Annotated in this window: 22 protein-coding genes; 5 read left to right on the top strand and 17 right to left on the bottom strand. The window is 64.5% G+C overall.

The window, feature by feature from the left end:
- The first annotated feature begins 89 nt into the window (after positions 1 to 89).
- From MJD61_06685 to MJD61_06695, 3 genes are read left to right on the top strand one after another with little or no spacing between them, the layout of a single operon-like run.
- A complete protein-coding gene (locus tag MJD61_06685) occupies positions 90 to 2,228 on the top strand; it encodes a (Fe-S)-binding protein (GenBank protein MCG8554961.1) in 2,139 nt (712 codons plus the stop codon).
- Between the two features lie 29 nt (positions 2,229 to 2,257).
- Positions 2,258 to 2,710 carry a flagellar biosynthetic protein FliO gene (locus tag MJD61_06690; GenBank protein MCG8554962.1) on the top strand — a complete coding sequence of 151 codons (453 nt, stop codon included), beginning with the start codon at positions 2,258 to 2,260 and terminating at the stop codon, positions 2,708 to 2,710.
- A complete protein-coding gene (locus tag MJD61_06695) occupies positions 2,707 to 3,378 on the top strand; it encodes an EscR/YscR/HrcR family type III secretion system export apparatus protein (protein MCG8554963.1) in 672 nt (223 codons plus the stop codon). Before MJD61_06690 ends, MJD61_06695 begins: the two co-directional genes overlap by 4 nt.
- A gap of 10 nt (positions 3,379 to 3,388) precedes the next feature.
- Here MJD61_06695 and MJD61_06700 read toward each other — a convergent pair whose 3' ends face one another.
- Positions 3,389 to 4,087, bottom strand: coding sequence for a hypothetical protein (locus tag MJD61_06700; GenBank protein ID MCG8554964.1), 699 nt, complete (start codon positions 4,085 to 4,087; stop codon positions 3,389 to 3,391).
- A gap of 144 nt (positions 4,088 to 4,231) precedes the next feature.
- Here MJD61_06700 and MJD61_06705 point away from each other — a divergent pair, with 144 nt between their 5' ends.
- Positions 4,232 to 7,333 (top strand): protein kinase, encoded by a 3,102-nt coding sequence (locus MJD61_06705; protein MCG8554965.1) that lies wholly within the window; start codon positions 4,232 to 4,234, stop codon positions 7,331 to 7,333.
- A gap of 49 nt (positions 7,334 to 7,382) precedes the next feature.
- Here the strand turns inward: MJD61_06705 and MJD61_06710 are convergent, their stop codons facing one another.
- Positions 7,383 to 8,981 (bottom strand): sulfatase, encoded by a 1,599-nt coding sequence (locus MJD61_06710; GenBank protein ID MCG8554966.1) that lies wholly within the window; start codon positions 8,979 to 8,981, stop codon positions 7,383 to 7,385.
- Between the two features lie 383 nt (positions 8,982 to 9,364).
- On the opposite strand from MJD61_06710, the gene MJD61_06715 reads away from it, so the two are divergent.
- A complete protein-coding gene (locus MJD61_06715; protein MCG8554967.1) occupies positions 9,365 to 9,829 on the top strand; it encodes a hypothetical protein in 465 nt (154 codons plus the stop codon).
- Here the strand turns inward: MJD61_06715 and MJD61_06720 are convergent.
- The 15 genes from MJD61_06720 to MJD61_06790 form a co-directional block, all read right to left on the bottom strand.
- Positions 9,771 to 10,616: a hypothetical protein gene (locus MJD61_06720; protein MCG8554968.1), complete on the bottom strand. Its 846-nt coding sequence runs from the start codon at positions 10,614 to 10,616 to the stop codon at positions 9,771 to 9,773. The genes MJD61_06715 and MJD61_06720 overlap by 59 nt on opposite strands.
- Positions 10,613 to 11,041, bottom strand: coding sequence for a hypothetical protein (locus tag MJD61_06725; GenBank protein MCG8554969.1), 429 nt, complete (start codon positions 11,039 to 11,041; stop codon positions 10,613 to 10,615). Before MJD61_06725 ends, MJD61_06720 begins: the two co-directional genes overlap by 4 nt.
- Positions 11,042 to 11,667: 626 nt before the next feature.
- Positions 11,668 to 12,780, bottom strand: a complete 1,113-nt coding sequence (tadA, locus tag MJD61_06730; GenBank protein MCG8554970.1) for a Flp pilus assembly complex ATPase component TadA — start codon at positions 12,778 to 12,780, stop codon at positions 11,668 to 11,670.
- A complete protein-coding gene (locus MJD61_06735; protein MCG8554971.1) occupies positions 12,777 to 13,421 on the bottom strand; it encodes a hypothetical protein in 645 nt (214 codons plus the stop codon). Before MJD61_06735 ends, tadA (MJD61_06730) begins: the two co-directional genes overlap by 4 nt.
- Before the next feature lie 187 nt (positions 13,422 to 13,608).
- Entirely contained in the window at positions 13,609 to 14,160 is a 552-nt protein-coding gene (locus MJD61_06740) for a hypothetical protein (GenBank protein MCG8554972.1), read from the bottom strand.
- 102 nt (positions 14,161 to 14,262) lie between these two features.
- Entirely contained in the window at positions 14,263 to 15,150 is an 888-nt protein-coding gene (locus tag MJD61_06745; protein MCG8554973.1) for a type II secretion system F family protein, read from the bottom strand.
- 19 nt (positions 15,151 to 15,169) lie between these two features.
- Positions 15,170 to 16,027, bottom strand: coding sequence for a type II secretion system F family protein (locus MJD61_06750; GenBank protein ID MCG8554974.1), 858 nt, complete (start codon positions 16,025 to 16,027; stop codon positions 15,170 to 15,172).
- The gene (tadA, locus tag MJD61_06755; protein ID MCG8554975.1) at positions 16,024 to 17,640 is read right to left on the bottom strand and encodes a Flp pilus assembly complex ATPase component TadA; all 1,617 of its coding nucleotides are present in this window, start codon (positions 17,638 to 17,640) and stop codon (positions 16,024 to 16,026) included. Before tadA (MJD61_06755) ends, MJD61_06750 begins: the two co-directional genes overlap by 4 nt.
- Positions 17,637 to 18,779 carry a pilus assembly protein N-terminal domain-containing protein gene (locus MJD61_06760; protein MCG8554976.1) on the bottom strand — a complete coding sequence of 381 codons (1,143 nt, stop codon included), beginning with the start codon at positions 18,777 to 18,779 and terminating at the stop codon, positions 17,637 to 17,639. The genes tadA (MJD61_06755) and MJD61_06760 overlap by 4 nt, the downstream gene beginning before the upstream one ends.
- The gene (gene cpaB, locus MJD61_06765; protein ID MCG8554977.1) at positions 18,769 to 19,611 is read right to left on the bottom strand and encodes a Flp pilus assembly protein CpaB; all 843 of its coding nucleotides are present in this window, start codon (positions 19,609 to 19,611) and stop codon (positions 18,769 to 18,771) included. The genes MJD61_06760 and cpaB overlap by 11 nt, the downstream gene beginning before the upstream one ends.
- A gap of 251 nt (positions 19,612 to 19,862) precedes the next feature.
- Positions 19,863 to 20,789 (bottom strand): hypothetical protein, encoded by a 927-nt coding sequence (locus MJD61_06770; protein MCG8554978.1) that lies wholly within the window; start codon positions 20,787 to 20,789, stop codon positions 19,863 to 19,865.
- A gap of 218 nt (positions 20,790 to 21,007) precedes the next feature.
- Positions 21,008 to 21,478 (bottom strand): pilus assembly protein, encoded by a 471-nt coding sequence (locus tag MJD61_06775; GenBank protein MCG8554979.1) that lies wholly within the window; start codon positions 21,476 to 21,478, stop codon positions 21,008 to 21,010.
- A 545-nt stretch (positions 21,479 to 22,023) separates the two neighbouring features.
- Positions 22,024 to 23,967 carry a pilus assembly protein TadG-related protein gene (locus tag MJD61_06780; GenBank protein ID MCG8554980.1) on the bottom strand — a complete coding sequence of 648 codons (1,944 nt, stop codon included), beginning with the start codon at positions 23,965 to 23,967 and terminating at the stop codon, positions 22,024 to 22,026.
- On the bottom strand, positions 23,957 to 25,006 hold the full coding sequence (locus MJD61_06785) for a pilus assembly protein (GenBank protein MCG8554981.1): 1,050 nt from the start codon (positions 25,004 to 25,006) through the stop codon (positions 23,957 to 23,959). The genes MJD61_06780 and MJD61_06785 overlap by 11 nt, the downstream gene beginning before the upstream one ends.
- A gap of 8 nt (positions 25,007 to 25,014) precedes the next feature.
- Positions 25,015 to 25,374 (bottom strand): prepilin peptidase (locus tag MJD61_06790; GenBank protein MCG8554982.1); only part of this gene is annotated, 360 nt, incomplete at its 5' end.

A 25,374-nucleotide genomic window follows, 5' to 3' on the forward strand; every position in this document is an offset into this window, starting at 1 on the left:
CTCGGCAGTGCGGCCGAAACCACGAGGAATCCAGTCCTCTCCCGGGCTCTCAGCCCGATACCGCCCGATACCAAGGACACGTTCGAGCCGTGAATCCAGTCGCCATGACTCTGATGCTCGTCCTTTTGTGGGCGGCGTTCAGCTGGTCGGCCGCACGGCGCTGGCGGCTGCTCGCGGCGGGCAGACAGGAACCGACATTCGGCTTGGCACACGGTGCTTGGCTGAGACGCTTGACCGACACCTTGGTCTACGCGCTCGGCCAGCGTCGAATGCCCTACTATCGGGCGGCGGGCGTAGCGCACATCATGATCTTCGCGGGTTTTTGCATCCTGCTTGTGCGGACCCTGGTGCTGTGGGGTCGAGGCTACGACGAAGCCTTCACCGTGTGGGGCCTGCTTGCGCTCGAGCACCCGCTTGGGTCGACCTACAACGTGATCAAAGATCTCTTTGCCGTTCTGGTCATTGCAGGCTCGCTGGTGTTCGTGTACTTGCGGCTCGTGACGCGCCCGAAGCGTCTGGCTCTCGGCCTGGAAGGACTGATCATCCTGGGCATCATCATCTCGATGATGCTGGCCGATCTGCTGTACGACGCTGCGAATCTCGTCCTGCTGGCGAAGGCAGCTGGAGGGCAAGCGAGTTGGAACCCCATCGAGCCGGCCGGCTCTCTGCTGGCTCTGGGCCTTGCCTCCTTGGAGCCGGACGCCGACATGCTGCAGGTGCTGCGTGGCTTCGGCTTCTGGTGGCATTCTGCTTTTGTTCTCATCTTTCTCAACCTGCTGCCGTACTCGAAGCACTTCCATGTGATCACCGCGATACCGAACGTGTTCACCCGCAGCCTCGAACCGCCGGGAAAGCTGCCGAAGACCGAGGACTTGGAAGGCAGAGTCGAGCGCGAGGAGTCCCTGGGTATCGTCACTATCCGCGATCTGAGCTGGAAAGATATTCTTGATTTGTACACCTGTACGGAGTGCGGTCGTTGCAGCGACAACTGTCCTGCGTACTTGAGCGGCAAATCGCTTTCGCCGAAACACGTGACGCTCGCCTTGCGCGATCACCTATACGCCTGCGAGGCCGAGCTCGTTCCGGGAACCGAGAGCCGCGTAGAGCGATCGGAGGCGGCGCCGGAATTGGGTCGGGGCGCGCCCGAGGCTAGCTATTTCGTACCGAGCAGCCCCGTGGCGCTGCTGCCCCACGTGCTCAGGCCCGAGGTGGTCTGGGCATGCACGACCTGCCGAGCCTGTGAGCAGGAGTGTCCGGTCATGATCAGCTATGTGGACAAGTTCGTTCGCCTGCGGCGCGACCGGGTCATGATCGACAACGAGTTTCCCACCGAGCTCACCAAACCCTTCAACGGCATCGAGACCAACGGCAACCCCTGGAACCTGTCCTCCATGGATCGCGCGGCCTGGTGTGAGGGGTTGGACGTGCCCCTGGTATCGGATAAGCGCGATGCACCCGTGTTGTATTGGGTGGGGTGCGCGGCAAGCTACGACGATCGGGCCAAACGCATCGCCCGCGCTACGGCGAAGCTGCTGAAGGCGGCGGGCGTAGACTTCGCAATCCTCGGCACTGAAGAGCGGTGTACCGGGGACCCGGCAAGACGAGCGGGCAACGAGTACCTCTTTCAGATGCTGGCGGCAGCCAACGTAGAAACGCTGAACAACTACGGCGCCATGCGCAAGACCATCATCACTACCTGCCCACATTGTTTCAATGCACTGCTCAATGAGTACAGCGATTTCGGTGGCCAGTATGAAGTAGTTCATCATACGGACTATCTGTTGGGGCTGCTCGCCCAACGCAAGCTTGTACCTGCCCAGACGGTGACCGCGGAGGTGGCCTACCATGACAGCTGTTACCTAGGTCGGTACAACGATATCTACGAGTCTCCGCGCGCGATCCTGGAGTCGATACCCGGGGTTCGGGTCAAGGAAGTCAAGCACTGGAATCGCAAGCGCGGGCTGTGCTGCGGCGCGGGTGGAGCTCAGATGTTCATGGAGGAGCAAGGCGAGAGCAGGGTCAACGTGAAGCGCACCCTTCAGCTGCTCGACACAGGCGCCAGCACCATCGCCAGCGCGTGTCCCTTTTGCATGACCATGCTGACCGATGGGCTAAAGGCACACGACCGCGAGGACGTCGCACAATTGGATGTGGCCGAGCTGCTCGAACGCTCGCTGGATCTCGCGCCGCAAGGGCAGCAACAGGCCCGAGGAAGGCACGAGGCATGAATCGCGGATGAGCCGCGAACGGTGGATGCATGTTGGTGGACGTCACGAACGACGCGTCGCTGCTCCTGCTGTCGCGGGCGCACCTGGATGCCTCGTCGCTAACCGCACCCTGGGGCTACCTGGGCGAGGCGGTCAAGGCTCTGCTCGCCCTGTTGGGCGTTTGCGCCTTGGCGTTGTTCGTACTCAGACTTGCCGCACGATACGGTCTTGGGCGGCAGGGCGAGGGCCACTACCTCAAGTTGCGCGAACGGCTCCCTCTTGGGCCCAAGCAAGCCGTGTACTTGGTGGAGGCGGGACGCCGGCTGCTCCTGATTGGGATCGGGGCCAACGGAGCCCCCAGCCTGCTGGCCCAGCTGCCTGCGCGCGAGCTCGAATCGGGACAGGGCAACGGCCCCCTTGACGACGCTGAACGACCGCCGAGCCTGCTTCGGCAGGCCAAAACGGACAGGTCGGGGCTCGGTGAACCGACGCACCGGCCATGAGCACCAGCTTGACCTCATGGGGGCCGTTCGTGATCTTCGCGGCGCTGCCGCTTCTGTTCCTGGCTACGACGAGTTTCGTGAAGCTCTCCTTCGTGCTTTCGCTGTTGCGTAACGCCCTTGGTACGGGTCAAGTTCCATCTTCGCTCGTGGTGGCCGTGCTGGCCGCAATCCTGAGCCTCTACGTCATGGTGCCTGTCGGAGCGCAGATGGCACGCGCGGTTGCTCCGGCGGCCGATCGCATCGATTGGCAAGGCGAGCCCCTCCAGGGCGCGAGCCGCCAGGCGGTTTGGGACGCCCTCAAGTCCGGAAGGGAGCCTCTGAGGGCATTCCTGAAGCGCAATGCGGGTGGCGATGAGCTGGCGCTCTTTGAGGAGCTCGCCAAGCGAAAGGGCGAAACCGATGCAGCCGGCCTGCAGGTCACGAGGGAGGATTTCCTGGTTGTGGTTCCGGCCTTCCTGATCACCGAACTGGCGGAAGCGTTCGAGATAGGCTTCCTGCTGTTCATCCCCTTTGTGGTGATCGATATGGTCATCGGCGCCATCCTGTTGGCGCTCGGCATGCACATGCTGTCGCCCACCTCGGTATCGCTGCCCTTCAAGCTGCTGCTGTTTGTGCTTGTCGATGGATGGAGTCTGCTCTCGCGCGCCCTGATTGTCGGATATCAGTAGCGCCTACGTCTCACACCTTTTCCTGCAGCAGCAGGTAGGTAGCGAAACCGACGCCGGCGAGCAGCAGCGACCATAGTGTGCGTACCGAGGTGCCGTCTGCTGCCACGGGTTCCTCGCGCAGCAGCTTAGGAACAAACACGATCAGGCACACGACGGCCAGCGCAGCAGCACCCACCGCCGTGAGCAGAGCGCCTTCGTTCGACGCCTCACCCCACGCCTCGCGTAGCGCAACCACACCACCCGCGCTGGGGGGCCACGTGGCCAGCACGAGTGCCGAGGCCAAGACCCATCCGACGGCAACGATGCGCAGTCGATTCGTTCGTTTTGGTGCGAGATAGGCGTCGCTCCTTAGCAGCGAGAGGTTCACGCTGCGCAACTGCGCCGCCCCCGAGCAGGCCCCGAGCGCGCAGGCTCCAAACGCCAGCAGGGCAAGCGCAGCGATCAGCAGCAGCACCGGCGAATAGACGATCCGGTTAGTCGCTTCGGACTCCTTGGCAACGGCCAGTGCCAAGGCGGTCGGGAAACCCGCAAAAAGCAGCCAGCGCGCCAGCCTCAGACGGTTGCGAATCGCACGCAATCCCGCCACGAGCATGACCGGCGCCAGCAGGCCGACGGCAAGCGTGTCGGCGCTCGGTGGCGCCAGGGAAAGACGCGGCCACACCACAACGGCGGTCCATGCGTACGCACCCAGTGTTGCGCTGGCGCGCATGTACGCACGAGTGCTCCAGCCGGATTCACGCATTCGAGAAGCTTCCTAGCATGTCCACGTGCGGTGCCGTTGAGCCCGAGGGCTCGCGAGGCTAAAGTGCATTGTAGAACGCGAAGAACTGCCATCAATGAACTTGTGCCATCAATGAACTTGTGCCATCAATGCAGTACTGCGTTACGGGACGATGACCGCTTCTGTGCGGCTTGCGGCAGTGCCGTCGTGGCCGCCGGCGTGCCGGCCGACTCCTTTGTGGGCCGTACTTTCAGCGGCGCCTACCGAGTGTTTGAGCTCATCGGGGTCGGGGGTATGGGTCGTGTCTACCGTGCCGAGCAGAGTACGCTGGGTAGGACCGTCGCCATCAAGGTCATTCACCCGCGGCTGTTGGCTGACGAGTCCTCGGTCGCCCGCTTTTATCGGGAAGCCAGGGCGTCCAGCAGCCTGAATCACCCGAACAGCGTAAGCATCATTGATTTCGGGCGCACCGATGACGGTGTCTTATACCTGGTGATGGAGTACCTGCGCGGCAAGGATCTGTCGCGCCTGATGGTTGAAGAAGGGCCGCTGCCCTTCACCCGCATCTGCAACATTCTGTGCGGAGTGCTCGCTGCTTTGGGAGAGGCGCATGAGCTCGGCGTGATTCACCGCGACCTGAAGCCGGAAAACATAATCGTCGAGCGCCTGCGCTCGGGCACGGACTTGGTCAAGGTAGTTGATTTCGGTTTGGCCAAGGTGCTCAGCCCAGGTTCTTCGTCGATCACCGCGCCAAACCTCGTATGTGGTACTCCGGATTACATGGCGCCCGAGCAAGGTCGCGGGCAGAGCGTGGATGGGCGAGGCGATATCTACGCGGTAGGTGTACTGCTCTTCGAGATGCTTACCGGCCGCTTGCCGTTTGAGGCCGACACGCCCACGATGGTGGTGCTGAAGCACATCACCGAGCCCGTGCCCGATCCGCGGAGGCTATGTCCGCATCGGGATATCCCGAAGCCGCTCATCGATGTCGTTTTCACCGCGCTCCAGAAGGAAGCCGACGACAGGTTTCAGGGTGCCGAGCAGATGTCGGCCGCGTTGCGCAGCGCGTCTGCCTTGATGCAGCCTCTGACAGGCTCGGAGGTGCGCTGCCCAACCTGTGGCGCGCGTACGCCCCGCAGGCATCGCTTCTGCGGCGAGTGTGGGGCCCCGGTCGCACCGCATCAGCTCGAGGCGGGCGGTGGATCGTTGCCGCAGGGCCCCACCTCCGTGCGGCCACGCATGTCTTATGTCCCCCGCTGGCGCGGCACGTCGGGGCCGTTGCTGGGACGAGACAACGAGATGAGACAGGTGCGGGAGCTGCTTGCGACTCCGCCGCGAGGGGTAAGCCATTTGCGATTGGAGGGTGAGCCGGGTGTAGGCAAAACACGCATGCTTGCCGAAATCGCTGCCCGGGCGGCGGACGAGGGGTGCTTCGTGGTGGGGGCGGGTCCTCACCAGAGCGCGACGTTGGTCCCCTACGAACCCGTCAAGAATCTGTTGCTGGTGCTGGTCGACGGAGATGACGACAGCATGGAGTCGTTGCCGTCGGAGCACAGTCTTCCGCCGTTGGCCCGAGCGGGGCTGTGCGAGCTACGCTGCCCGTCCGGACTTGTCGGTAGCGAACGTATGTCGCGTGCCGGCGCGGTGGCAGCGGCGCTTGCAGAGGGTCTCCGCATCGCCGGCGAACGCACCAAGGTCGACCGTTTCGTTCTGCTCCTGGACGATCTGCATCGCTGCGACGGGCTGACCGGCGAGGTGCTGCTGCAGCTTGGCCGATTCATCGACGACAAGTTCGTGCTCGTCGTGACAGCCGGTCCCACACCCAGCGGGCACGCTCCCGAGGGCAGCCTCCGGATCACGCTCGACGGCCTCTTGCCGGACGAGGCGCTGCGGCTCTGGTCGATTACTCAGAGTGCGGGTTCCGCTTCCATGGTAGAGCAGGCGGTAGAGCAGGCACTTGCGGCGCAGCCGCGTCTGCCTCCATTGTACATCGAACAGTTGCGCGAGCTGAGCGCCACAGGCACCCAGAGCAGCGACGCGGTGCCTCCACGGCTTGCTGACGTCGTTGCGCAACGCGTCGAGCGCTTGGACATCGCTTCTCGTAGAGTGCTGCAGGCGGCCGCGGTGCTGGGGGTGCGCTGTCAGCGCAGCGCCTTGGCTCAGATCGTGGACAGGCACGATCTGTCGGCGCTTGGCACGCTCAAGACGCTCCGGTTCGTGTGCATGGACGACAAGGATGACGAGGTATCGATTGCCCACCCCTTTATCCGAGACCTTGTCGCCGCGTCCATCCCTGCCCAAGCGCGCAGGGAGTTGCACGGAAGGGCGCTGCAGGTCGCAGTAGATACCGGTGCGCCGCTGGAGGTGCGTGCTGATCACGCTTTTCACGCCGACGAGCTGATGACCGCCTTGATGCTGTCCGAGCGCGTGGGTGATGAGGCCCTCAGGCGAGGTGACCCACAGAGCGCGATACTGTCATTTCAGCGTGGCCTTGGCTTGGCGCGGCGGGAGATGCTCGGACTGGGAGATGCTTCCTTCGAGGCAGCCATCGCGACCTTCGGCCGGAAGCTCGCCATCGCGCTCGAACAGACAGGCGACTTGGTGAGAGCCGACGGTGTGCTGCGCGAGACACTGGAATTGGTGGCCCCGAATAGCTCGCAACGGGCACGTATGCTGCGTGTGCTTGGGCGGATCGGCGTGCAACGGGGACGGCAGCGCGAGGCCGGTCGCCGTTTGGGCCAAGCGCTGGAAATCGCTACCGCCAACGGCGATAAGATCGGTCAAGCCGAGGCTCAGTTGGAGCTCACGAAGCTGCGCATCGCAAGCGACGATTTGGACGGAGCGGACAGCGGGTTCCAGGTTGCCTGTCGGTTGCTTCACGAGGCGGAAGCTGCTCCGGCGCAGCGCGGTCGTGCGCTGCTCGAGCACGCGCAGTTCCTGTGCCGGCACGAGCAGCGATCGGCGGCACGGCTCGTCTTGGAGCGCGCGCAAAAGCTGGCTCGGGGTGTGGGTGGGTCCCACCTTGCTGCGCGCGTGTCCGGCTTGCGGGCGGAAGTCGCGTTGTCGGAGCACGACGTTGCTCTAGCTGAGCGGTGTTTCAGCGACGCTGCCGCACTTGCGGCGGAGGCCGGGGACGCTGATGGAGCAGAACGCTGGCACAGGGAGGCGCTGCGGTTGCGGGATGCATCCCGGGGTTCGGTCAACGACGGCGCCTTGGCGCAGAAACAGCCCTAGCTTGGCTGTAGCTTTGCTTGAGCTTGGCCATAGCTTTGCCTGAGCTTGGCTACAACGTGTAGCCGAGCGCCCTGAGTGCTTCGATGTCTTCTTCGGACATTTCGGCGCGCTCGCTAGCCGCCTCGGGGAATCGCGCGTCCGAAGCCAGGATGCCTTCGAGGACGGCCCGAGCGCGCCGGAGTGGAATTCGCGGCCAGCCGCCCGGCCGTGATCCCTCGAGCTTCAGCAGATTGGTTACCGCGTCGGGATCCAGAGCCAGGTCGAACAAGGCCTCTCCGTTTTTCGTCTTGTTTCGCACGTACTTGTAGCGACCGAGCCGCACCGCATGCCGCGTGGAGTGTGCTTGGGGACGGAAGGTCTGGGCTACAACAGGTCGCATGCCGATTTCGCCTGTTGGGAAGAGTTTGCGACCGCGTACCTTGTCCGGCTGCGGCAGGCCCAGCTGATCGAGCACGGTTGGCACGAGTGCGATGTGACCGACGGGATCCTCAACCCGCACTCCCTCCGGCAAGCGACCTGGGAACGCCATGATCAAGGGTACCCGAACCAAGATCTCCCGTAGGTTGTGCACGTGGCCGAATCGGCCACGCCGCTCGCCGAGCTCTTCCCCATGATCTGCGGTGAGCACGATCAGGGTGTTCGCCCACAGGTCGTTCCTCTTTAGTGCCTTGAACAAGCGACCAATCTCGGCATCTACATACCCGACCTCTTCCGCATAGCCACGTCGTTTGTCTGGAGCGTTGAGCACGATCTCGGGACGAAACTTGACGGTCACGTCCCTGGGTTTGGTCGAGTGGTTCGTCACTACCAGGGTTGCGCGAGCGCCCGGCCGGAGCAGCTTGGCTTGGTTACTGGAAGCGGTCCACGCTCCTCCGAAGCTGAAGCTCGTCTGCGGGGGAGGATGCCAGAAGCGGATCCGGACAGCGCGGTCGCCACGGTGTACGAACTCGAGCTTGTTCCTCCCGCTGGCGAGAGCCAGCTTCGGACGCACGGGCCGGCCGTCGGCGCTGAACCCGGGCAGTGCCGAGCCTTGCAGTTTCAAATCGATGCGCTGATACCAGGCGGGCGGTGCATACGGCTCGTGTGGATCCGAGTAGTGAACCCATAGAAAAAGCGGTGACCTGGCGTGCTCGGAGATCCAGGGCAACAGCGCCTCATTGAGCTCGCCAGCGGACTTCCACCAGAAGTGCTCGAAATCGTCCCGGTAGTGGTCAAAGCCCTGCGCATAGCCGAACTTGCCAGCAAGGGCCTGCAAGCTGACGAAGGCCGCCGTGTGGCGCTTGCTCCGTCGCAGTCGTTCAGCCAGCGTGCCAAAGCGTTCGGCCAAGCGTTGTCCGTTGTTGTGCACACCGTGGTCGCGCGGCAAAAGCGACGTGAACATGCTGGCGTGGCTAGGACCGGTAATGGGTGCGTGCGTGTAAGCGTTTTCGAACAGCACCCCGCGCTGAGCCAACGCATCGATGTGTGGCGTGGCGACTGGAGCGGGATCTGCCCCCTGATGGTAGGCAGACACGTGGTCTCTTCGCAGCGTGTCAACGACGATCAGTACGAGATTGGCCGCGCGCGGCGCTGCTTCGCGCTGACGGTCGCAACCGAGGCCGAGCAGCGCGCACAGAGCGAACCTGAACGGCGGCCGCACTAGTGCCATGCAGCATCGAAACGCAGGCCTCCGGCGGTCCTGCCTGGCGGGGCAGCGTGGCTTTGGCAGGTGGACAGGCAATCGGAGCACAGGCTATGAGCTGGCGATAGCGGACTGTCAAGCCTACACCTTGAGTCGCAACGCCGTGCGCGCGGCGATCGATGGCGCGAGCGGTGCCAAGGGCCCGTCCAAGAAGAACTCGATCGGCTGCGGCCGTGCAGGGCGGTGCGCTCGCGGCTTTCGTCCTCGCAAAAATCCTCGCAATAGCGCTGCTATTGCTGCGGTCTTTCCTCCGGGCGCGCCGGCGAATCGCATCCAGCCTGCGCGGCCGGTCTCGACCAGTTATTCTTGGACGGGCCCCAAGGCTCGGCGAGTCGCGCGCGGGATTGCGGATGCAGGACACCACCTGGGCAAGAACTGCTGGCAGCTTGCTTACCGACACCCGGGTCTGGTCGGCCCTGGCATTCGCGTCCGTGGTGTTGCTCGCGCTTAGCGCACTGGCTGTTCCATGGATACTCGCGCGCATGCCGGCCGACTACTTTGTTCGCCATGGGCGGCGCTCTGGTCGCGGTCCAGGAGCTGTTCTGTGGGCTATCACCAAGAATCTGTTGGGACTGTTGCTGCTGGCGGCCGGGATCGCGATGTTGGTGCTGCCGGGGCAAGGACTCGTCACCATTCTCATCGCGACGCTCTTGTTGGACTTCCCGGGCAAGCGGCGGGCGCAGCGCCGGCTGATCGCCTGGCCTCCGCTCCTGCGAGCGGTCAATGCGCTCAGACGACGCGCCGGCCAGCCGCCGTTCAGAACGGATTGGCTTGCAGCAGGCGAACGGGACCGCTGGAAGCGGCCTCGGTCGTAGTGTCGCCGGAACCGATGCGATACGGTCGGCGTAGTTTGGGCGCCCGCGTTTGGTGCGATGGCGGCTTGCGCGCTGGCTTGCGCCTTGCACGCTTGAGGCGCTTCTTTGTCAGTTGTTGCGAGTGAACGAGCAGCGTCGATTGCGTCGTTACGAGGAATGTGCGCTCCGGGTTGATGGGACGCAGTTGGGGCCGGCCGCGCGTGTCGAGCTCAACCTGGACTCTCGCTCCGCTGGGGACGCTGAGCCCCACATGAGCGAAACCCCTCTCATCGGTCAGCCCGCGGGTTTGGCCGTCGACGCGTACCGGAATCGCCGCGACGCCCGAGCTTACAACGAGGGCCACATCCAAGCGGTTGCGCGGGCAGCGGATCGGAATCGCAAGGGGCACCCGCTTGCGCGCATCATTCAGGCTGCTCATGCGTCGGAGGCGGAACGAGTCCTCAACTTGAGCGGAACCGTGGCCCTCCGGACAGACCGCATGAACCGCGACTTGGTCACCCTCCCCGCCAACCACCTCCGCGGTTGTCCGCCCGGTGGCGTCGGTAGCTAGAATGCTCGCGTCGCCCAAGACTACCTCTACGCCGGCCACGGGTGTGAGCTCGTCGTTCGTAGCGGAGATTTCCACCGAGAAACGCTCTGGCTCGGCTGGGGCGCAGGCCAACTGTAGCAGGGTCATGAGGAACGCCAAACCCTCATAGGTCCGATCCGCTGGCTGGGCGGTTGGGTGTCGGGTCAGCAATGCTGCTTTGACCCTGCGTCTGGTCTGGGATTGGCGGAGGACGGTCATTGCTGCAACTCCCTGCGCTGCAGTGCTCGGATGATCGTGTCGTAGACCTGCTGTTCCGGAGCAAGACGGGACAGCGCGCGATAGGCATCAAGCGCTGCCGCGTAGTCAGCCGCAAACAGCAGCTTGGCGGCACGGCCTTGCAGTTCAGCGATCTCGCGCGTGCGAGCGGCGCTGCTGGCGTTGCCGGCAGGCCCGGCCGTGGCGACGGCTCGTGCGACGCCGTCCGTCTCGCTAGACGCTGCGTGATCTTCCGGGTCGACCGTCGTCGCCTTGACACTAACAGGGCTCGTCGGGGTCGCCCTGGCTTCTGGACGCTCGTCTTCGGCGGGGCCGGCAGCCAGGAGCGGAGCGGCGGGTTGCGGCTGGCGCCACGCAAGCACCGCCCGCGTCCCCGCGGTGCCCAGCCATAGTGAGCACGCCATCATCGCAACACAAAGCGACGCGGTCAGCAACCCACGACGCCTAGGCGCGTGCGACCGCCGCGGTTGGGGCTCGCCGATACTGGCAGGCGGAGGGGCCGCACGAGGAGTCGCGGTTCGTTGCTCCGAGCGCTGTGTCCGATCCGAGTGAGCGGTAGTGGGCGAGGATGCCTGCGTCCCACCGAGCTCGAGCTGCTGTCCTGAGATCGCCGGCACGGTGGCTGCCAGGGCGCAGCGGGTGGAGCCAGGTGGGGCGCTTCGCAATCGGAATCTGGGTCCGCACGCATCGCCAACCCTCACGCCTTCGGCCGAGCGATTCCGATGCTCTTTCTGAGCGCTGCGGCCGTTCGGCAGGGGTACGACTCCGAGGGCTGCGTCGGTGCTGCAGTGCCGGGAGATGTCACTGGCCAGCCTCGCTCGCACAGGTGCCTGGCAGCTGGCAGCGTCGTGGTGACTGTTCCCGCGGTGTCTCGACTGCACGCGGGTTTTCGCCACAGACGATCCAAGCACGCGTTTCCGGCCCGAAGGACGCGCGCGGAGTCCCTGATCGACGCGGTCTGGGGACGCATGACCCGAGTCCCCCCGTTGAGGTGAGGCACGCAGCAGCCGGGTCGGAAGCTGATCAGGGGCAGTCATGGCTCGAGTCTCCTCGCGTTCGACGAATCGGTTGAGTTCGGCGGATGAACGCCTGACGAATCTGCGCAGGCTGCGCCATGCGGGGCTTGCGCTACCCGGGGCTTGGCGAAGGTCATGGGACCCTCGTCGCCTGCGAGCTCGTGAACGAACAACGGACGCACCCGATACCCTCGCTGTGGACACAGGTCACAGACTTCGCTGATGTGGCTGATGATGCGCCTTCCATCGGAGAGCCGCCGAGTCTGCACGATCGCGTCAACTGCCGACACGATCTGTGCTCGCAGGGCGAACAGGGGCAGCTCCGTGCATCCCATCAACGCCAGGGTCTCCAAGCGCCCCAGCGCGTCTTCCGGGTGCGAGGCGTGGATGGTAGACAGGCAGCCGGCGTGTCCCGACGTCATCGCCTGCACCAAATCGAGGGCCTCGGCACCACGCACTTCTCCGATGACGATACGATCGGGCCGTAGCCGCAGCGTCGCACGAAAGAGGGTTCGCAGGCTTACGGCACCGCGGCTGCGCTGGTCTCCCGGCTGGGCCTCGAGATGCACTACGTGCTCGCCGTTCAAGCGCAGCTCGTGAGCGTCCTCGATCACTACGACGCGTTCGTCGCTTGCGATCAAGGACGAGATCGCGGCAAGCAGCGAGGTCTTACCGGACCCCGCGCCACCGGCCACCAGCAGGTTCTTGCGGCGCGTCACGCAGGCCCTGAGCAGCTCGAGCGCCTCGTTGGTCAGGGAGCCCCTTGCCACGAGCTGCTCTGGAGTCGCGATGTCCGGTGAGAAGCGGCGGATGCTAACAAGCGGGCCGCTCGGTGCGGCGGGTGCGAGCACGGCTTGCACGCGTGAGCCGTCGGGCGTGCGCGCCTCCAGTATGGGATGCTCGGCGTCCAGCGGCCGGCCGACGTACTGGGCGAGGCAGCGTAGCGCCGCTACCAGAGCCTGTTCAGAGGGGAATCTGGCCTCGCTGCGCTCGAGCTTGCCCTGGCGCTCCACGAAGATCTCGTCGGGGCCGTTGATCATGACCTCACTGATGTCCGGCGCTTCGAGCAGGAGCCGGATGGGCGTCAGAAACGACATCAGGGTCTTCGTATAGACTTCGGTCGGGATCATATCGGACTCTCCGTGGACGCATGCCCTGTTCCTTCGTTTCGCTCGCAGAGCAAGTCGGGCGAGCCGAGCCTTGCGCGCGCGTCGGCTACGTACTTGCCTCGAGGGGCGAGCCTCAAGTAGGCCCGCAGGTGAGCATGGGCTGCTTCGAGACTTGGCAGGCGATCGCAGAAAACCGTACCCAACAGGTAATGGGCCTGAGCGCTACCGGTGCCCGCGCTCGTCAAACGCACAAGCTCGTGGTGAGCTCGATGGCGCTGCCCCAACGCGAGCGCGATGTGTGCGATCAGCAGACGCAAGTGCCGGGCGTCCGGCTGGTTGAGCATCCTCGCTTCGGCGTGGATGAGCGCTCTGCGCAGCCGTCCGGCGCGAACGCATACGCTGAGCAACGCGGCAAGCGCCTTGTCTGCAGGGTAGCCTCGTTCGATCGCGGCTGACAGGTATTGCTCGGCCCTGACAAGATCACCCGTTCCAGCCAGGAGCATGCCCCGGCGGTACAGAGCGTCGCTGCGGACGTCGTCGAACGAAGCGGGAGCTGCTGTTTTTGCAGGTTGCGGTGGTTTGTGGACCGTCGTCCCGACGCAGCCAAGGAGCGTGCTCGCAATGGCGGCCGATAGCAGCTGGGGAATCGGTGAGTGTGTCATCACGGTCTCCGTCAAGGACCCATCCAAGAACAACTTTTCCGGATCGGCGAGGGCCGGGCGCCGCTGGCAAGGCGCGACGAGGAGGAATAGTGGTGGTATTTCGAGGAGAAGCAACACAGCCAGCGGTGGTCGGAGCCGGCGAAACGGGAAGGTTGTTCTTGGATGAGTCCCAGGTGTTTTCGGCCGCTCAGGTTGCGGGTTGCGCAGGTTTGGCCGATTTGGAGACGATGCGATCCAACCAGCCACGAAAGATGCCAGAACGATGCAGGAGCATCCGACGCAGCGACTGCGCCTCTGCCTTTGCCTGGGCGTGCTGGCCTCGCCGCAGGAAGTAGCGGAGTCGCAACAGCGTGCGCTTGTAGTCCGCGAGAACCATCGCTTCGAGCTGCGCCAGTGATCTGCGCATCCTGGCAACGTCATCGGATCGCCCCGCAGCGTCGTAGCAGCGCTCCGCAAGGGACAGCAGACGCACCGCATCGACTCCATCTCCCGGATCGAAGGCGTAGCGCTCGGCAAGGCTCGACCCCTGCGCTTCGGCGCCCAAGGCTCGCCTTACCGCCCGAGTCCCGTCATGGCCGCAGTCGCTAACGGCGGCGAAGGGACTTTCCGGGGCCTGTGGCGGCGGACCGTTTGGTGCTGGGCTCCGTTGGTCGAGCGACCAGCCCCAGAAGCCGGCCGCAGCGGCCACCGACCCCAACACCGCAACACAAGCTACTGCACCCTGCATCCTACCACGCATCGTTCACCTGCCTTAGTGGGCGCTTCGGCGCCTCCCTAGCTTCATCGACCGAACCGTCTAAACGAGCGTCTGCGCCTGTCATGTCTCGGAGCTCCCGGCCCATTAGAACCCCGCGTTCGAGGCATCGATGAGCAGCGCGCCGAACAGAATGACCATGGTCGAGGCCATGAGCAGCATCAACGGCAGCATCATGAGCGCACCGGCACGAGCCGCGGCTTCCTCCGCCGCGATCGAACGCCTAATGCGCAGCACGCGTGCTTGAATGCGCAGGACCTGCGTGAGGGACGTACCCTTGTTCAGCGCCTGGACCACGGCGCCTACAAACTCCTGCACGGCAACGCAAGGCGTTCGTTGCTCGAAGACGAGCAAAGCCTCCTGACGCGTGCGACCCAGCTCGATTTCCTTGACGATGCGAGCGAATTCCGCGCCGATCGGCGTCCGGGGCTCCAAAGCCTCGTGTGCAAGCAACCGCAGGGCTCCAGAGAAATCGAGTCCACCGCTCATGCACATGACGAGAAGATCGATCGCCTGGGGCAAGGCCCCAGCGATGCCGGTCGTTCTGCGTCGCGCCAGATCAGACAGATGGGCCGATACCAGCACGAGACCCGCGGTGAGCGCCACGCCGGCGGCCATGCTGCCCAGCAGGAGCCAAGTCGGAAGAGCCAAGCCGCAGCCCACGAGCAGGACGAAGCTGATGTACTCGTCTGGGTCCAAACCTAGGTAGTCCCCAGCGCGTTCCAGCTTGCACTGGACCCTTGCGCGTAGCGATCCAATGGGAAGCAATGCGATCCAGCGGGCGCCGAATCGTATCGGTAGCTCGTAGATCCAGAACCAACCGACCTTACCCAGCGCTTGGGCGCGGCGGGCTCCCCGGATACCTCGCTGGGGTCGCGCCACCGGTCCGGCGCGAACCATCAGGTAGACCACGATCGCAATGGCTGCACAAAACAGGAGCTCGGCTCCGTGGCGGTACATCTGTTCTCGCTCCATGGTCAGGCTCATGGTCGTGCTAGAGCGCTGTCGCGAGCACCTTGCGTGCTGTGAGTACAGCAGCCAGCCACAGAATGAGTGCCAGCCCGATTACGAGGTGACCCATGGTGTCTTCGAGCAGGGGCGTAATCAGTTGGGGTGCAAGGACGTACAGCAATGCCATCACCAAGAACGGCAACACAGCGACCACCACCGCCTGCACGCGAGCCTCGGCAGTCTTGCTCTTGAGCACTCCCTCGAGCCGCGCTGCCTCGCGCAGGCTCGCCGCCATCGTTTCGAGGGTCCTGGGCAGCTCTCCCCCACTGTTGCTTGCAACGCGCAGCGCCGCCAGCGTCATCGAGAGCGTGGCGCTGGGGACCCGCCCAGCGAGCTCGCGCAGCGCCTCGCCAAGAGGCGTGCCGAGACGGTACGCCTTGATCAGCTCGACGATTTCGGCCCTCATCGGATCACGGGTGACGCCTGCGCTGCCACTGAGGGCCGCGGCCAAAGACGGGTTGGCTCGCAGCGCGTTGGCCAGGCATAGCAGCCAGCCGTCGAGTTGGGCCTCAATGCGCTCGGCCCGCCTCCGGCGCAGCGCACGTACCACCACGCCAGGCAGCCAAAAGGGAACAGCTGCAAGAGGAAGCAGGGCCGGAAGATCGATTTGGCTGGTGAGCCCAAACACGAACAGACAACCGCAGCCAGCCAAGGCCAGGACTTGGAGTGCCTTTACCCGCGTGCGTAGGAATCGAAGCTCGTTGTCGAGCGCGTGCGCGCGAGCCCGCAACCATCTGCCGGGAGCGAAACGGGGCGACAGCAGCGCCAGGACCAACGCGACCGCCGCTCCAGCGCCGCCTATCGCGGGTCCCAGCACCGCGAGCGCATTCGTCAAGGTCACAGCAGCTCCCCGTCGCTAACCAACCCCTGGTTGAATAGCTCGCTGGCGAAGGTCGGCAGGTAGCCGCTCGCGGAGAACTCGCCGCGCACGCGCTGGTCGTCCTGCGCGGCGCTGCGGCGAAAACCAAGCAGCTCTCTGACTTCCAGTCCCTCATGCTCTGAAGCGACCACCTCGCTGATGCTGGTGATGCGCCGCGAGCCATCGGCGAAGCGTGCTTGTTGCACGATAACGTGGAGACTCGCCGCCAGCTGCAGGCGAATGGCGCGCGCCGGCAGATCGACTCCCGACATGAGGCACAGTGTCTCGAGTCGTGCGACGGCCTCGTGTGGGCTGTTCGCGTGTACGGTCGTCATCGATCCCTCATGCCCCGTATTCATCGCCTGAAGCATGTCGAGCGCTTCACCTCCCCGGCATTCCCCCACGATGATGCGGTCAGGCCGCATTCGAAGCGCGTTGCGCACGAGATCGCGAATCGTGCACGCGCCCTTGCCTTCCATGTTGGCCGGCCTCGACTCCAAAGAGACCACGTGCGGTTGTGCCAGGCTCAACTCTGCTGCGTCTTCGACCGTGACGATCCGTTCCTGCTTCGGAATCAGCCCCGACAGGAGGTTGAGGAGCGTTGTCTTGCCGCTCCCTGTCCCTCCCGAGATCACCAGATTCTTGCGGGCTCGCACCACTCGCCTGAGAAACTTGAGCATACGTGAGTCGAGCGCACCCAACTCGAGCAGTCTCTCGAAGGTGATCGCTTCCTTTGCGAACTTGCGGATCGTGATGCAGGGCCCTCTTATTGCGAGTGGCGGAATGACCGCGTTGACTCTCGATCCATCTGACAGCCGCGCGTCCTGAATGGGCGAGGATTCGTCGATTCGTCTCCCGAGCGGGGTCACGATGCGCTCGATGACCGCGCGCACGGCTTCGTCGTCCGTGAAGGTCAAGTCGGTTCGCTCGACACGTCCATCGCGCTCCACGAAGATCGTCCTGGGATCGGTCACCATGATCTCCGAGACCCCCGGATCATCGAGTAGCGGCTCGAGCGGCCCGAGCCCTAGAACCTCGTTGCACAGCTCGTCCACCAGACGCGCGTGCCCCGCCGTGGGGACGTGGGCGCAGTGCGCCGCCACCAATTCGGAGAGCGCGGCACGCACCTCGGATCGCAGCTCATCACCGCTCGGACCTCGCAGCTCGAAGCTTCGCGGATCGACGCGCTCGAGCAGCAGGCGACGCAGCTTCCGTCGTTCGGGCGCGTCGAGTCCCGGGGTGGCGGATCGGGAGCCGCAGGCAGGCTTCGGTTCATCACCACGAGCGACGGTGACTTCGTAGGGGCCAATCGTCAACGTCACCTCGGGTCCCACAAGGCGACTCTCGTGGTGCAGCTCGTCTGCCCCGTCTGTCCCAATTCGCGTGCCGTTGGCAGAGCTGTCGCTTACACGGAGCTGCTCGCCTACGATCTCGATCGAGGCGTGTCGGCGGGAAACCGACGGGCAGTCGAGCACTACGCCGCATTTCGGATCGCGACCGAAGTAGATGAAGTCCGAGCCTTGCAGGCGTAGGTCGCGCTCCTGCTTGTCCGACTCGATCTGCTTTATCCGGATGAGGACGTGTGGCACGCTCATTTTCCAGTCCCTCGTATGCGGCTGCGTTTATGGTCGGTAGGGAGCTGCGGCTGCTCGAGGTCGCCCGCGAACCTGCGGAAGCTCTCGAGGGCCTCGTGGACCAACCTGCGGGCTCGAGGTGGCACCGCCTCCACTACGGTCGGAATGACCACAATCAGATTCTCGACCTGCTGAGTTCGAGATGCACGCGAGCCAAAGAGCGCGCCAAGGATGGGAATGCGGCTAAGGAATGGCAGGCCGTCTCGCGACTTGCTCTCGTGGTGTGCACGAAGGCCGGCCAACACAAGAGCTTGACCTAGCTCCATGTTGACGACGGTGCTCAAGTTCGAGGTCAGCCGGCCCGGGATTCCGGTCCCCTCGTCGCTGCTGAGCTCCGAGATGTCCGCTTCGATCTGGAGCTCGATGCGTCCCAGGTCGCGATCGTAGCGTGGCACCACCTTGATGGTGCTCCCGAACCTGATCTGCTCCACGTCGGCGGTAAGCGCACCCTGGATCGGAAGGTTGATCTCGCCTCCACCCGAATAGGTGCCTTCCGAGCGATTCGCGGTAACCACGGCCGCATGCTTCATGACTTTTGCCCAACCGCTCGCTTCGGCCAGATCGAGACGCGGAAGCACCTGGCCCATGAGCGAAGCGTTGGCGCTTTGCAGTGCGCCCGTCTTGAAGTCGAACGACGCGTTCAAGCCAGCACCTCCAATGCTCCCGGGCCAGGCGACGCCCAGCTTCGAGTGGTCACTTCGGTTGAGCTGGACGAAGTAGAAATCGAGGCGAACGTTGTCGCGTTTGAGGAGCGACTCGGAATCTCCCTCTGACAGCAGCGGGCTTTCTTGGGGTGATCCGACGGTGATGTGGTAGTGCTTTTCACTGCCGTTGTTCATGATGAACAACAATGTGGTCCGCCCGGGCTGCATCCCGACCAAGACGAACTGGGACGCGTCACGCGTGAGCCGGACATCGACGATGCCCTCTATGCCTTCGGAGTAGCTTCGAACGCCTTCGCTAGGCAGCACGCGTTGCTCGCCAACCTTCAAGTCAAGCTCCCGCCGCTCTGCGGGTGCTTGCGCCAGAACCGATGCGGTGCTCGAAGCGGCCAACACGCAGCCGAACGCAAGTGATCTGAAACGCTCCCTATTGAACATGCTCGATCTCCCGGTTGGGTGTTTGCGCGCCGTCGAGCGGGCGAGCCAAGGCCCGCTGCAGCTGGCGGTACAGGCTTGGTGGGGCATGAACCCGCTGGAGTTGTTTCACGCCGCTCGCAGGCAGTTGCTTCAGGTGAACTACGTCGTCGTGGTTGCGCAGCACCAGCGTCAGGACTCCGTGCTGCTGCGCGTGCGTCAGGAGCTGAGCGTGCTGCGGGCTCGCGCTCAGGGTGACCTCGCTTCCAAGGCCCCAACCTGACTTGCAGCCGGTATCTCCCTCGATGCGGCCACCCACGCTGAGCAGCAGCATGCTCTGCAGGATGGTGTGTGTGGCATTCGCAGCCGGTTTGGTTGAGCTGTAGAGCACATCGACGCGATCCCCCGGCCGCAGCATGTTGCCGAGTGCACTGCCATTGGCTACTCGAATGGTGACGGCCCGCATTCCCGGCTGTACTAGGGCGGCCAGCGTGCGCGTCCCGGACTGCCCTTTGGCGATATCGGTCCAGAGCAGGGAATCGCCGCTCGAAAGCGCGGTCACCACGCGCACGCCTACAATAGCGTCCACATCTGCTGCGGGTATGTGTCGCGCTTCCAGATATGCCTGGGGAATCTGACGCACCCCCAGCACGCTGTGGTCGACCGGTGTTCCGGGAGCGATGTTGCGAAGCGCGCTCAGCACATCCACGCGGGGTCCTCCCGAGGTTTCGCGTTCAAACTTCCGCATGTAGACGGTCATGAGCGCGATGCCCAGCAGTGCGGCAAGCACCGCCACAACAAAGGCGCGTCGCTGCCCCCCCGGATCCGATTTGTTCGTGCCGTTTGACGTTTCCACGTCTGCGTTATCGATCGCCAGCGTGGCAGGTTGCGCGAATCGTAATCGTTCAGGCCCCTGGAATTCGGGTTTTCAGGCGGTTTTCCGGGCGAGCGCGCCCGCAGGAATCGCCCGAGGTGTACTGCTCGGCTGCGGTTGGAATCAGCTGCAGCGCAGGGCGAGGCCGAGGACAAAAGCCGGAAAAAAGCCGCCTGGGAAGTCGTCGTCGAGGCGAACACCCCGGTGAACGGTTACCGCGAATCGCTCCTTCTTCACCGAAGTAGCGAGACGGTGACCAGTGTTGCATCCGGCCCGCCTGCAGCGGCCACGGCAGCGAGAGCACCGTGACGGCCGACCACGAAGCCTCCGGTCGGCTGCAGCAGCTTCTGCTGCGAGGGCGTCCACCCGGCTTCGCCTAGTTGCACCAGGTACTTCTCGAGCAACTGTTGGCGTCCCAAGGGGCTTGCATACATCCCAAGCCACGGAGCTTGGTCCTGCTCCCAAAAGGAAAGCAGTCGCCTGGAACCCCCGGGGCGGGGCAGGCCCCGCAGGTCCTGTCCGGGTGCGTCACCCTCGTTTGGGAACATCGACGCCAGGTTCATGGGACCGTCGGTCCAAAGGGCTACGAACGTCGTGGAGTCCCCCCCGCGTCGCGCCCGCACGTAGCGCAGATGGCCGAGTTGGGACAGATCACCTGTTGCCGCCAGCGCTCCAAAGCGCCGCAGCAGCTCTGGAACGGTGACCCGTCCGCCGCCGGCGTCGAGGCACGCAACGAACCCCTCCGACGCGGCTTCCAATCTCAGTACGCCGTCCGCGAAGGGCCAGCTCCGGGCCGAGGCCGGGACGTGGGCAGCGCGGGTCCCTTGCAGCTCCTGCAGCTGCTGCGCAAAACGACCGTTGCGCTGGCGGCAGCGTGCGTGAAACACGTCGAGAAGCTCTTTGATATGCGTGGTCGTCGTCCCGGTGCGAAGCCTCAGCGTCGAGCCGTTGAGGTGCACGGTGCGCTCGCCGTCTTGTTGGGTTGCGCCGGCGTAGTGCATCAGCTGGTCACCCGTAGCCGCCAACAGCTCCTGTGCTCGCACCCAGGCCGCGTTGACGAGCCACGTTGCCGTTGCCGCCGTGACTGCACCCGACATCACGATCACACGCAGGGTTCCCGCAAACCGTTTGCGTTGCCGCGGGCGTGATGATCGGGTCACAGTAGCTTCGCCAGATCGGCGTCTAGGTGGGGTGGATCGTAATGGCAACGCCATTTTGACCCGACGCCTTGGCGGTTGCGTGAGAGCGGGCTCGTGCATCCGTTTCAGCATGCTTGCTCCGTGTTCGCTGGGGGTCTTGGGAGGTGCTGCCAAACCACTGCTCCGAATCGGCGACGGTCAGTCGCCTGCGAAAAGGCGCGACGGGCGCCTCCTTGAGACTAGAAAACGGCCGAAAGGGATTCAAAGCCTCGTTTCGCGATCTGAGCCAGCGTTTGCTCCCGCTCGTTGCAGGATACGTAATAGCGGCCCTTGATCTCGAGCAGGCCGCCGCCGAAGAGGCGTGGTTGTGGGATATCGTGCTCGCCCGCCACCGTGACGCTGGCCCCCAGCAGCAGCGATTCGTTCAACTGGCTGGAAGCGAGCGCGGGGCCTGTGCGGCTCCAGCCTGCGGCCTTGGGAGCTCCTTTGGTTGTGGCCTGACACTGCGGCGGTGCCGGTCCTACGCAGCCCCTATTGGAATAGCTCCAAGCGCAGCTACGAGCTGTGGTGAGCGCAAGTTGCCGCGCCTCGTGCGCGCGAGCGAAATGGGCGATTCCGAGCCAGATCACCATCAACATGCAGAGGATCAGCGCGGCCTCAAGGGACGCGACACCCCGCGTGTCGGTGCGCAATTCGCATCGGCCCTCCATCCGTCCATCCCAAGAGCGGCGATCCGTTGCGTCCTTGTCCATGGGCGGACAGGCTGGCCGCTCGGATGAGATCGTGCGTAACCGTTCACCGGGGTCTTCGCTTCCGCGACGGCTTCCCGGGCGCCTTTCTGGGCGGTTTACGTCCTCGTCGCTGCCCTGCGAAGTGCCTTGGTACTCCTCGGGCGACTCCTGCGGGTGCACTCGCCCAGAAAAACGCCTGAAAACCCGGCTTGCTGGGACCTGAACGCTTAGGAGGCGCGCCAGAATAGACGCTACCGCGGCGGGCGCGCTCACGGCTTACGTCCTCGAAAAAAACCTCGAAATAGCGCTGCCATTCCTGCGGCTTTTTCTCCAGGCGCGCTCCCGATCGCGCTCCGCTCACACGCCCGGTCTGGATCGTCTATTCTGGTGCGCCTCCTTGCGATCGTGCGACGGGTGTTGGTCATGAAGTTCCGTAGTGAGGAGCTAGTCTCGAGTTCAGCACTCTTGGTGAAGCGAAATCCACGCGAAAGCTGGCGGTTCAAGGCGCGACCTCGAGTCCAGTTCTAGTGCAAGACAAGCCCTTGCAGTGCCGCGAGCGTGTCGAGCGCCCCATGACACATTCTCGGTCGTCCAGCGTTGTTGTTGCCAAGGCTTGTCGAGTTTCCTACGCCCGCCGGATCCGGATGGCTGCCGCTTCTCAGGCAAGCATCGAGCGGGGAGCTCGCTGGGCTCATGCCTGCGCAGCGTGATCCCGCGTGCGTGGCACTGCTTCGGCCGTTAGGACGGCCTTGGCGCCTACCGGCTGTGGGGTCCGGCAGGCGAAAGCGCCTGAGGCGTGCCCGCCACTTCATATGCCAGAGCCAGCTTTCCCGAGGCTCCGCGCCAGCGTAGTAGTATTCGGCCTGGGCGAAGTAGACGCCGGCGGTAGGAGGCGATGCTTTCTTGTCCTGCCTCCAGGTTGCCAGCTGCAGGATGCTTCGAGCCCAAGCCGGGGTCTTGCTGGCGATCACGACCGCCCGCTGCTGGAACCTGTCGCCGCCGAGCTCGATACCCGGCAGCATCCGTTGGGGTGCTTTCTTGGTTTTCTTGCCGTCGCAGCGTAGTGTCGAGCTCCGCCTGGGCTGGTGGCGTTTACCTCGGGCAGGAACGGTGCTGGGTCCCTTCTCCCACCGCGAGCAACCCAGGACGTGGACCACGTCGGTGTAACGCTGTCGCTTCGTGACCCAGCCCGTGATCGCTGAGCCACCAGGGGGGTCGGGCGGACGAGGGCGGTTCGAACAAACAGGTCGTTCCAGGGCGGTCTGCCAATGCCCGGAGATGCTACCTCCCTTGCCGCACGGCGGCGTACCGTCGCCGTTGCTGCGTGTCACCCGGCGGGGCAGTCCGAGCTTGCTACGCTCGCGCTCCCGCCATCTTCGGCTGGCAGGGTCCCACACGTAGTCCACTGCCATGCTTTGCTCTTGCCACTCGAAGTCAAACAGCCCCTCGTTGCGAGTCGGGTCGCATTGAGTTCGCGCCAGCGCCAAGCGTTCGTTGTAGGGGCCGTTGCGCTCACAGCCCCCGGTGCCCTGACACAATCCAGTACGCTCATTGACAGCGGCCGCCTTCATGTCGGCTTGCGCGCGATCGCACAAGCGCCCGGTGTTGGCCGCCCTCCCTTGCTGGCTCGCCAGCTGGGCGCTCAGGCAGCGTTCGGTGCTGTGCAACCTGGGCAGTTTCGCCGGGTATCGATGCGCCAGCTCGATGCGAGGCGGATCGCCGGACTCGCCGCAGAACCAGGTGGACATGGAGTGCGCAAGCCGATTGAGGCCCTTACCTACCAGCCGCTTGACGGTCGCGGGCATGACGCCGTCGAGCGGCATCATGGCCAGGTTACCGACCTGCTCGCCCGCTTTACCGCACAATTGTGCGAAATCCCCATCCTCGCTCGGCAAGGCGGCGCTGGCAGGCAGCGCGAATCCGAGCCTTGCCTGGTCTCCATAGTGTGCCACTACGTCGTTGACGACGCGCAGCTCCGCCGTGACGGGCGTGGCGTAGCGAACGAAGGTCGCCGTTCGGTTGAGCGCTTCGAGCATGGGGTCGACGATCTTCTTGACGCGCTGAAACGCGGTCTCGGTCTGCTGCTGGGCCACGCGGAGCTTCGGCACTGCCGCGAGCGAACTGCCTGCGGTGGGCCAAGCTAGCGCGAGGCAAATGGCGATGCCGGCAATGATCAATGCCGATGCCAGTCTCAGAGCTACCAGCACCGCCATCAGCGCCGCCATGACCAGATTGACCAGCGCGAGCAGGTTCATGCCTCGCGCGTGGGTCACGGCAGAGGAAAACGCTGCGGCATCGGCCGCGTCTTGCAGGCGCTCTCGAAAAAAGATCACGTTCCCAATGCCGATCACGTGGTAGAGCATCCCCACCATGAGAGGCACGAGAAAGACTGCGGCAAAGGCGATCGCGCCGCGCTGATCGGTCAGACAATTCCCGTCCGGTATCCGGCCGCGAGCACTAGCGCGCATAGCTCGCTCCCTGATTCGGAAGGGTCGCCTCCGCGCGCAGGATCGCGAAACGCCTGCCAGAGGTGAGCAGTGGGGTCAGCAGCGCCGGCGACAAGACTCGCTTGAGCTCCTTCATGCTTTGCCAAGCTAGAGCCGAGCCTGACGCTGAAGAGCCTGAGCCCGAGTTGCGCCGGCCGCCGGTGCCGGTGTTCGGCGAAGCCAGGCCCGACGCGCCGCGTGCTGAGTCCGCAAGCAGTCGGCGTCCCTCGGTGCAGACAAACGCGGAGGCCAGCGGCACTACGCACGGAAAGAGAAGCGTTACCCGCACGGTGACCTCGTCGCTGGGACCGTAGCTAAGCCCGTGAAAATCCGAAGCCGAAGGACGATTCGGGAAGGTGACCGCAGCAGCGGCGCGGTTATAGAGCATGCTGCCGACCAGTCGCGTCGAGCCGTGGTCACCGATGGCAGCTCGGACGCTGCGATGACGATCGGTGAGAATCCGACGGTAATCCGGAGCAATCGACAGCAAGGGTAGGTGTGCGGCGTGCTGGATGGCGCTCCGGCGTCCCCTACCGGTTGCAAGGCCGTCCCGGAGCAGGCTCGTTAGCGATTTCGCTTCGCCCGGTTTTCCTCCTCGAGGCTCGGACCGGATTGTTGCAGAAGCTTCGAGTGTCCCTCGGGGCGTCCCGCCGTAGCGCTTAGGTTCGTCGTCCAGCACCACGATGGCTGCTCGCGCTGCGGTGGTCGCGGCGTGCTGCACCACCAGTTTTGCTGCGTAGAGCAAGCAGAGCTGGGCGATGCCCATCACGAACAACAAAAGGGGGATGAGGACGATCGCGAATTCCACGCAGACGCTCCCTTCGCTGTTGCGGTACCAGGAGCGTTGTGCTCCTTGCCGGGAGTTCGATCCGGACTCGTTCATGGGCTCCGAGCTTCGGCGGATCGCCAGGCGCAAGCCGCGCGCGCACGTCCCCAGCTTCCGGTGTGCCTGCTTGGGAACGGTGTCGATGCCGCGCTGCGCGCGTGCCTGCGGAGCTGCTGGGGCACGTTCGTACGGCACGCTGGTCCTCACAGGATGTGGTCGGGCACCGATCCATGTGCTGCGAGCACGAGCACGGTGGCCACCAAGATTGGAACCCCAAGGCGCAGACTGAGCGGTGCAACTGCGCGTCGCGCCGGTAGCCGTTGCGGGCACACGAGCAGCAACACGGGACGCAACACGATGCCGCCCAGGGCGCTGAGGAGTTGTCCGCGAAAGGCGAGCAGGGCCAGGCCGTACATGGCCGCCAGAGCCACCGACACGCACTGGATTTCCAGACCGTGCTGGATACCGACGCTGGCACCTAGTGCCGCAACGAGCTTCGCGTCACCCCCTCCCATCGCACCAGGCCTAAAAGACACTAGGGGCACGAAGCCGCAAAGCGCAGC

Source organism: Pseudomonadota bacterium, from assembly GCA_022361155.1.
GTDB lineage: Bacteria > Myxococcota_A > Polyangia > Polyangiales > JAKSBK01 > JAKSBK01.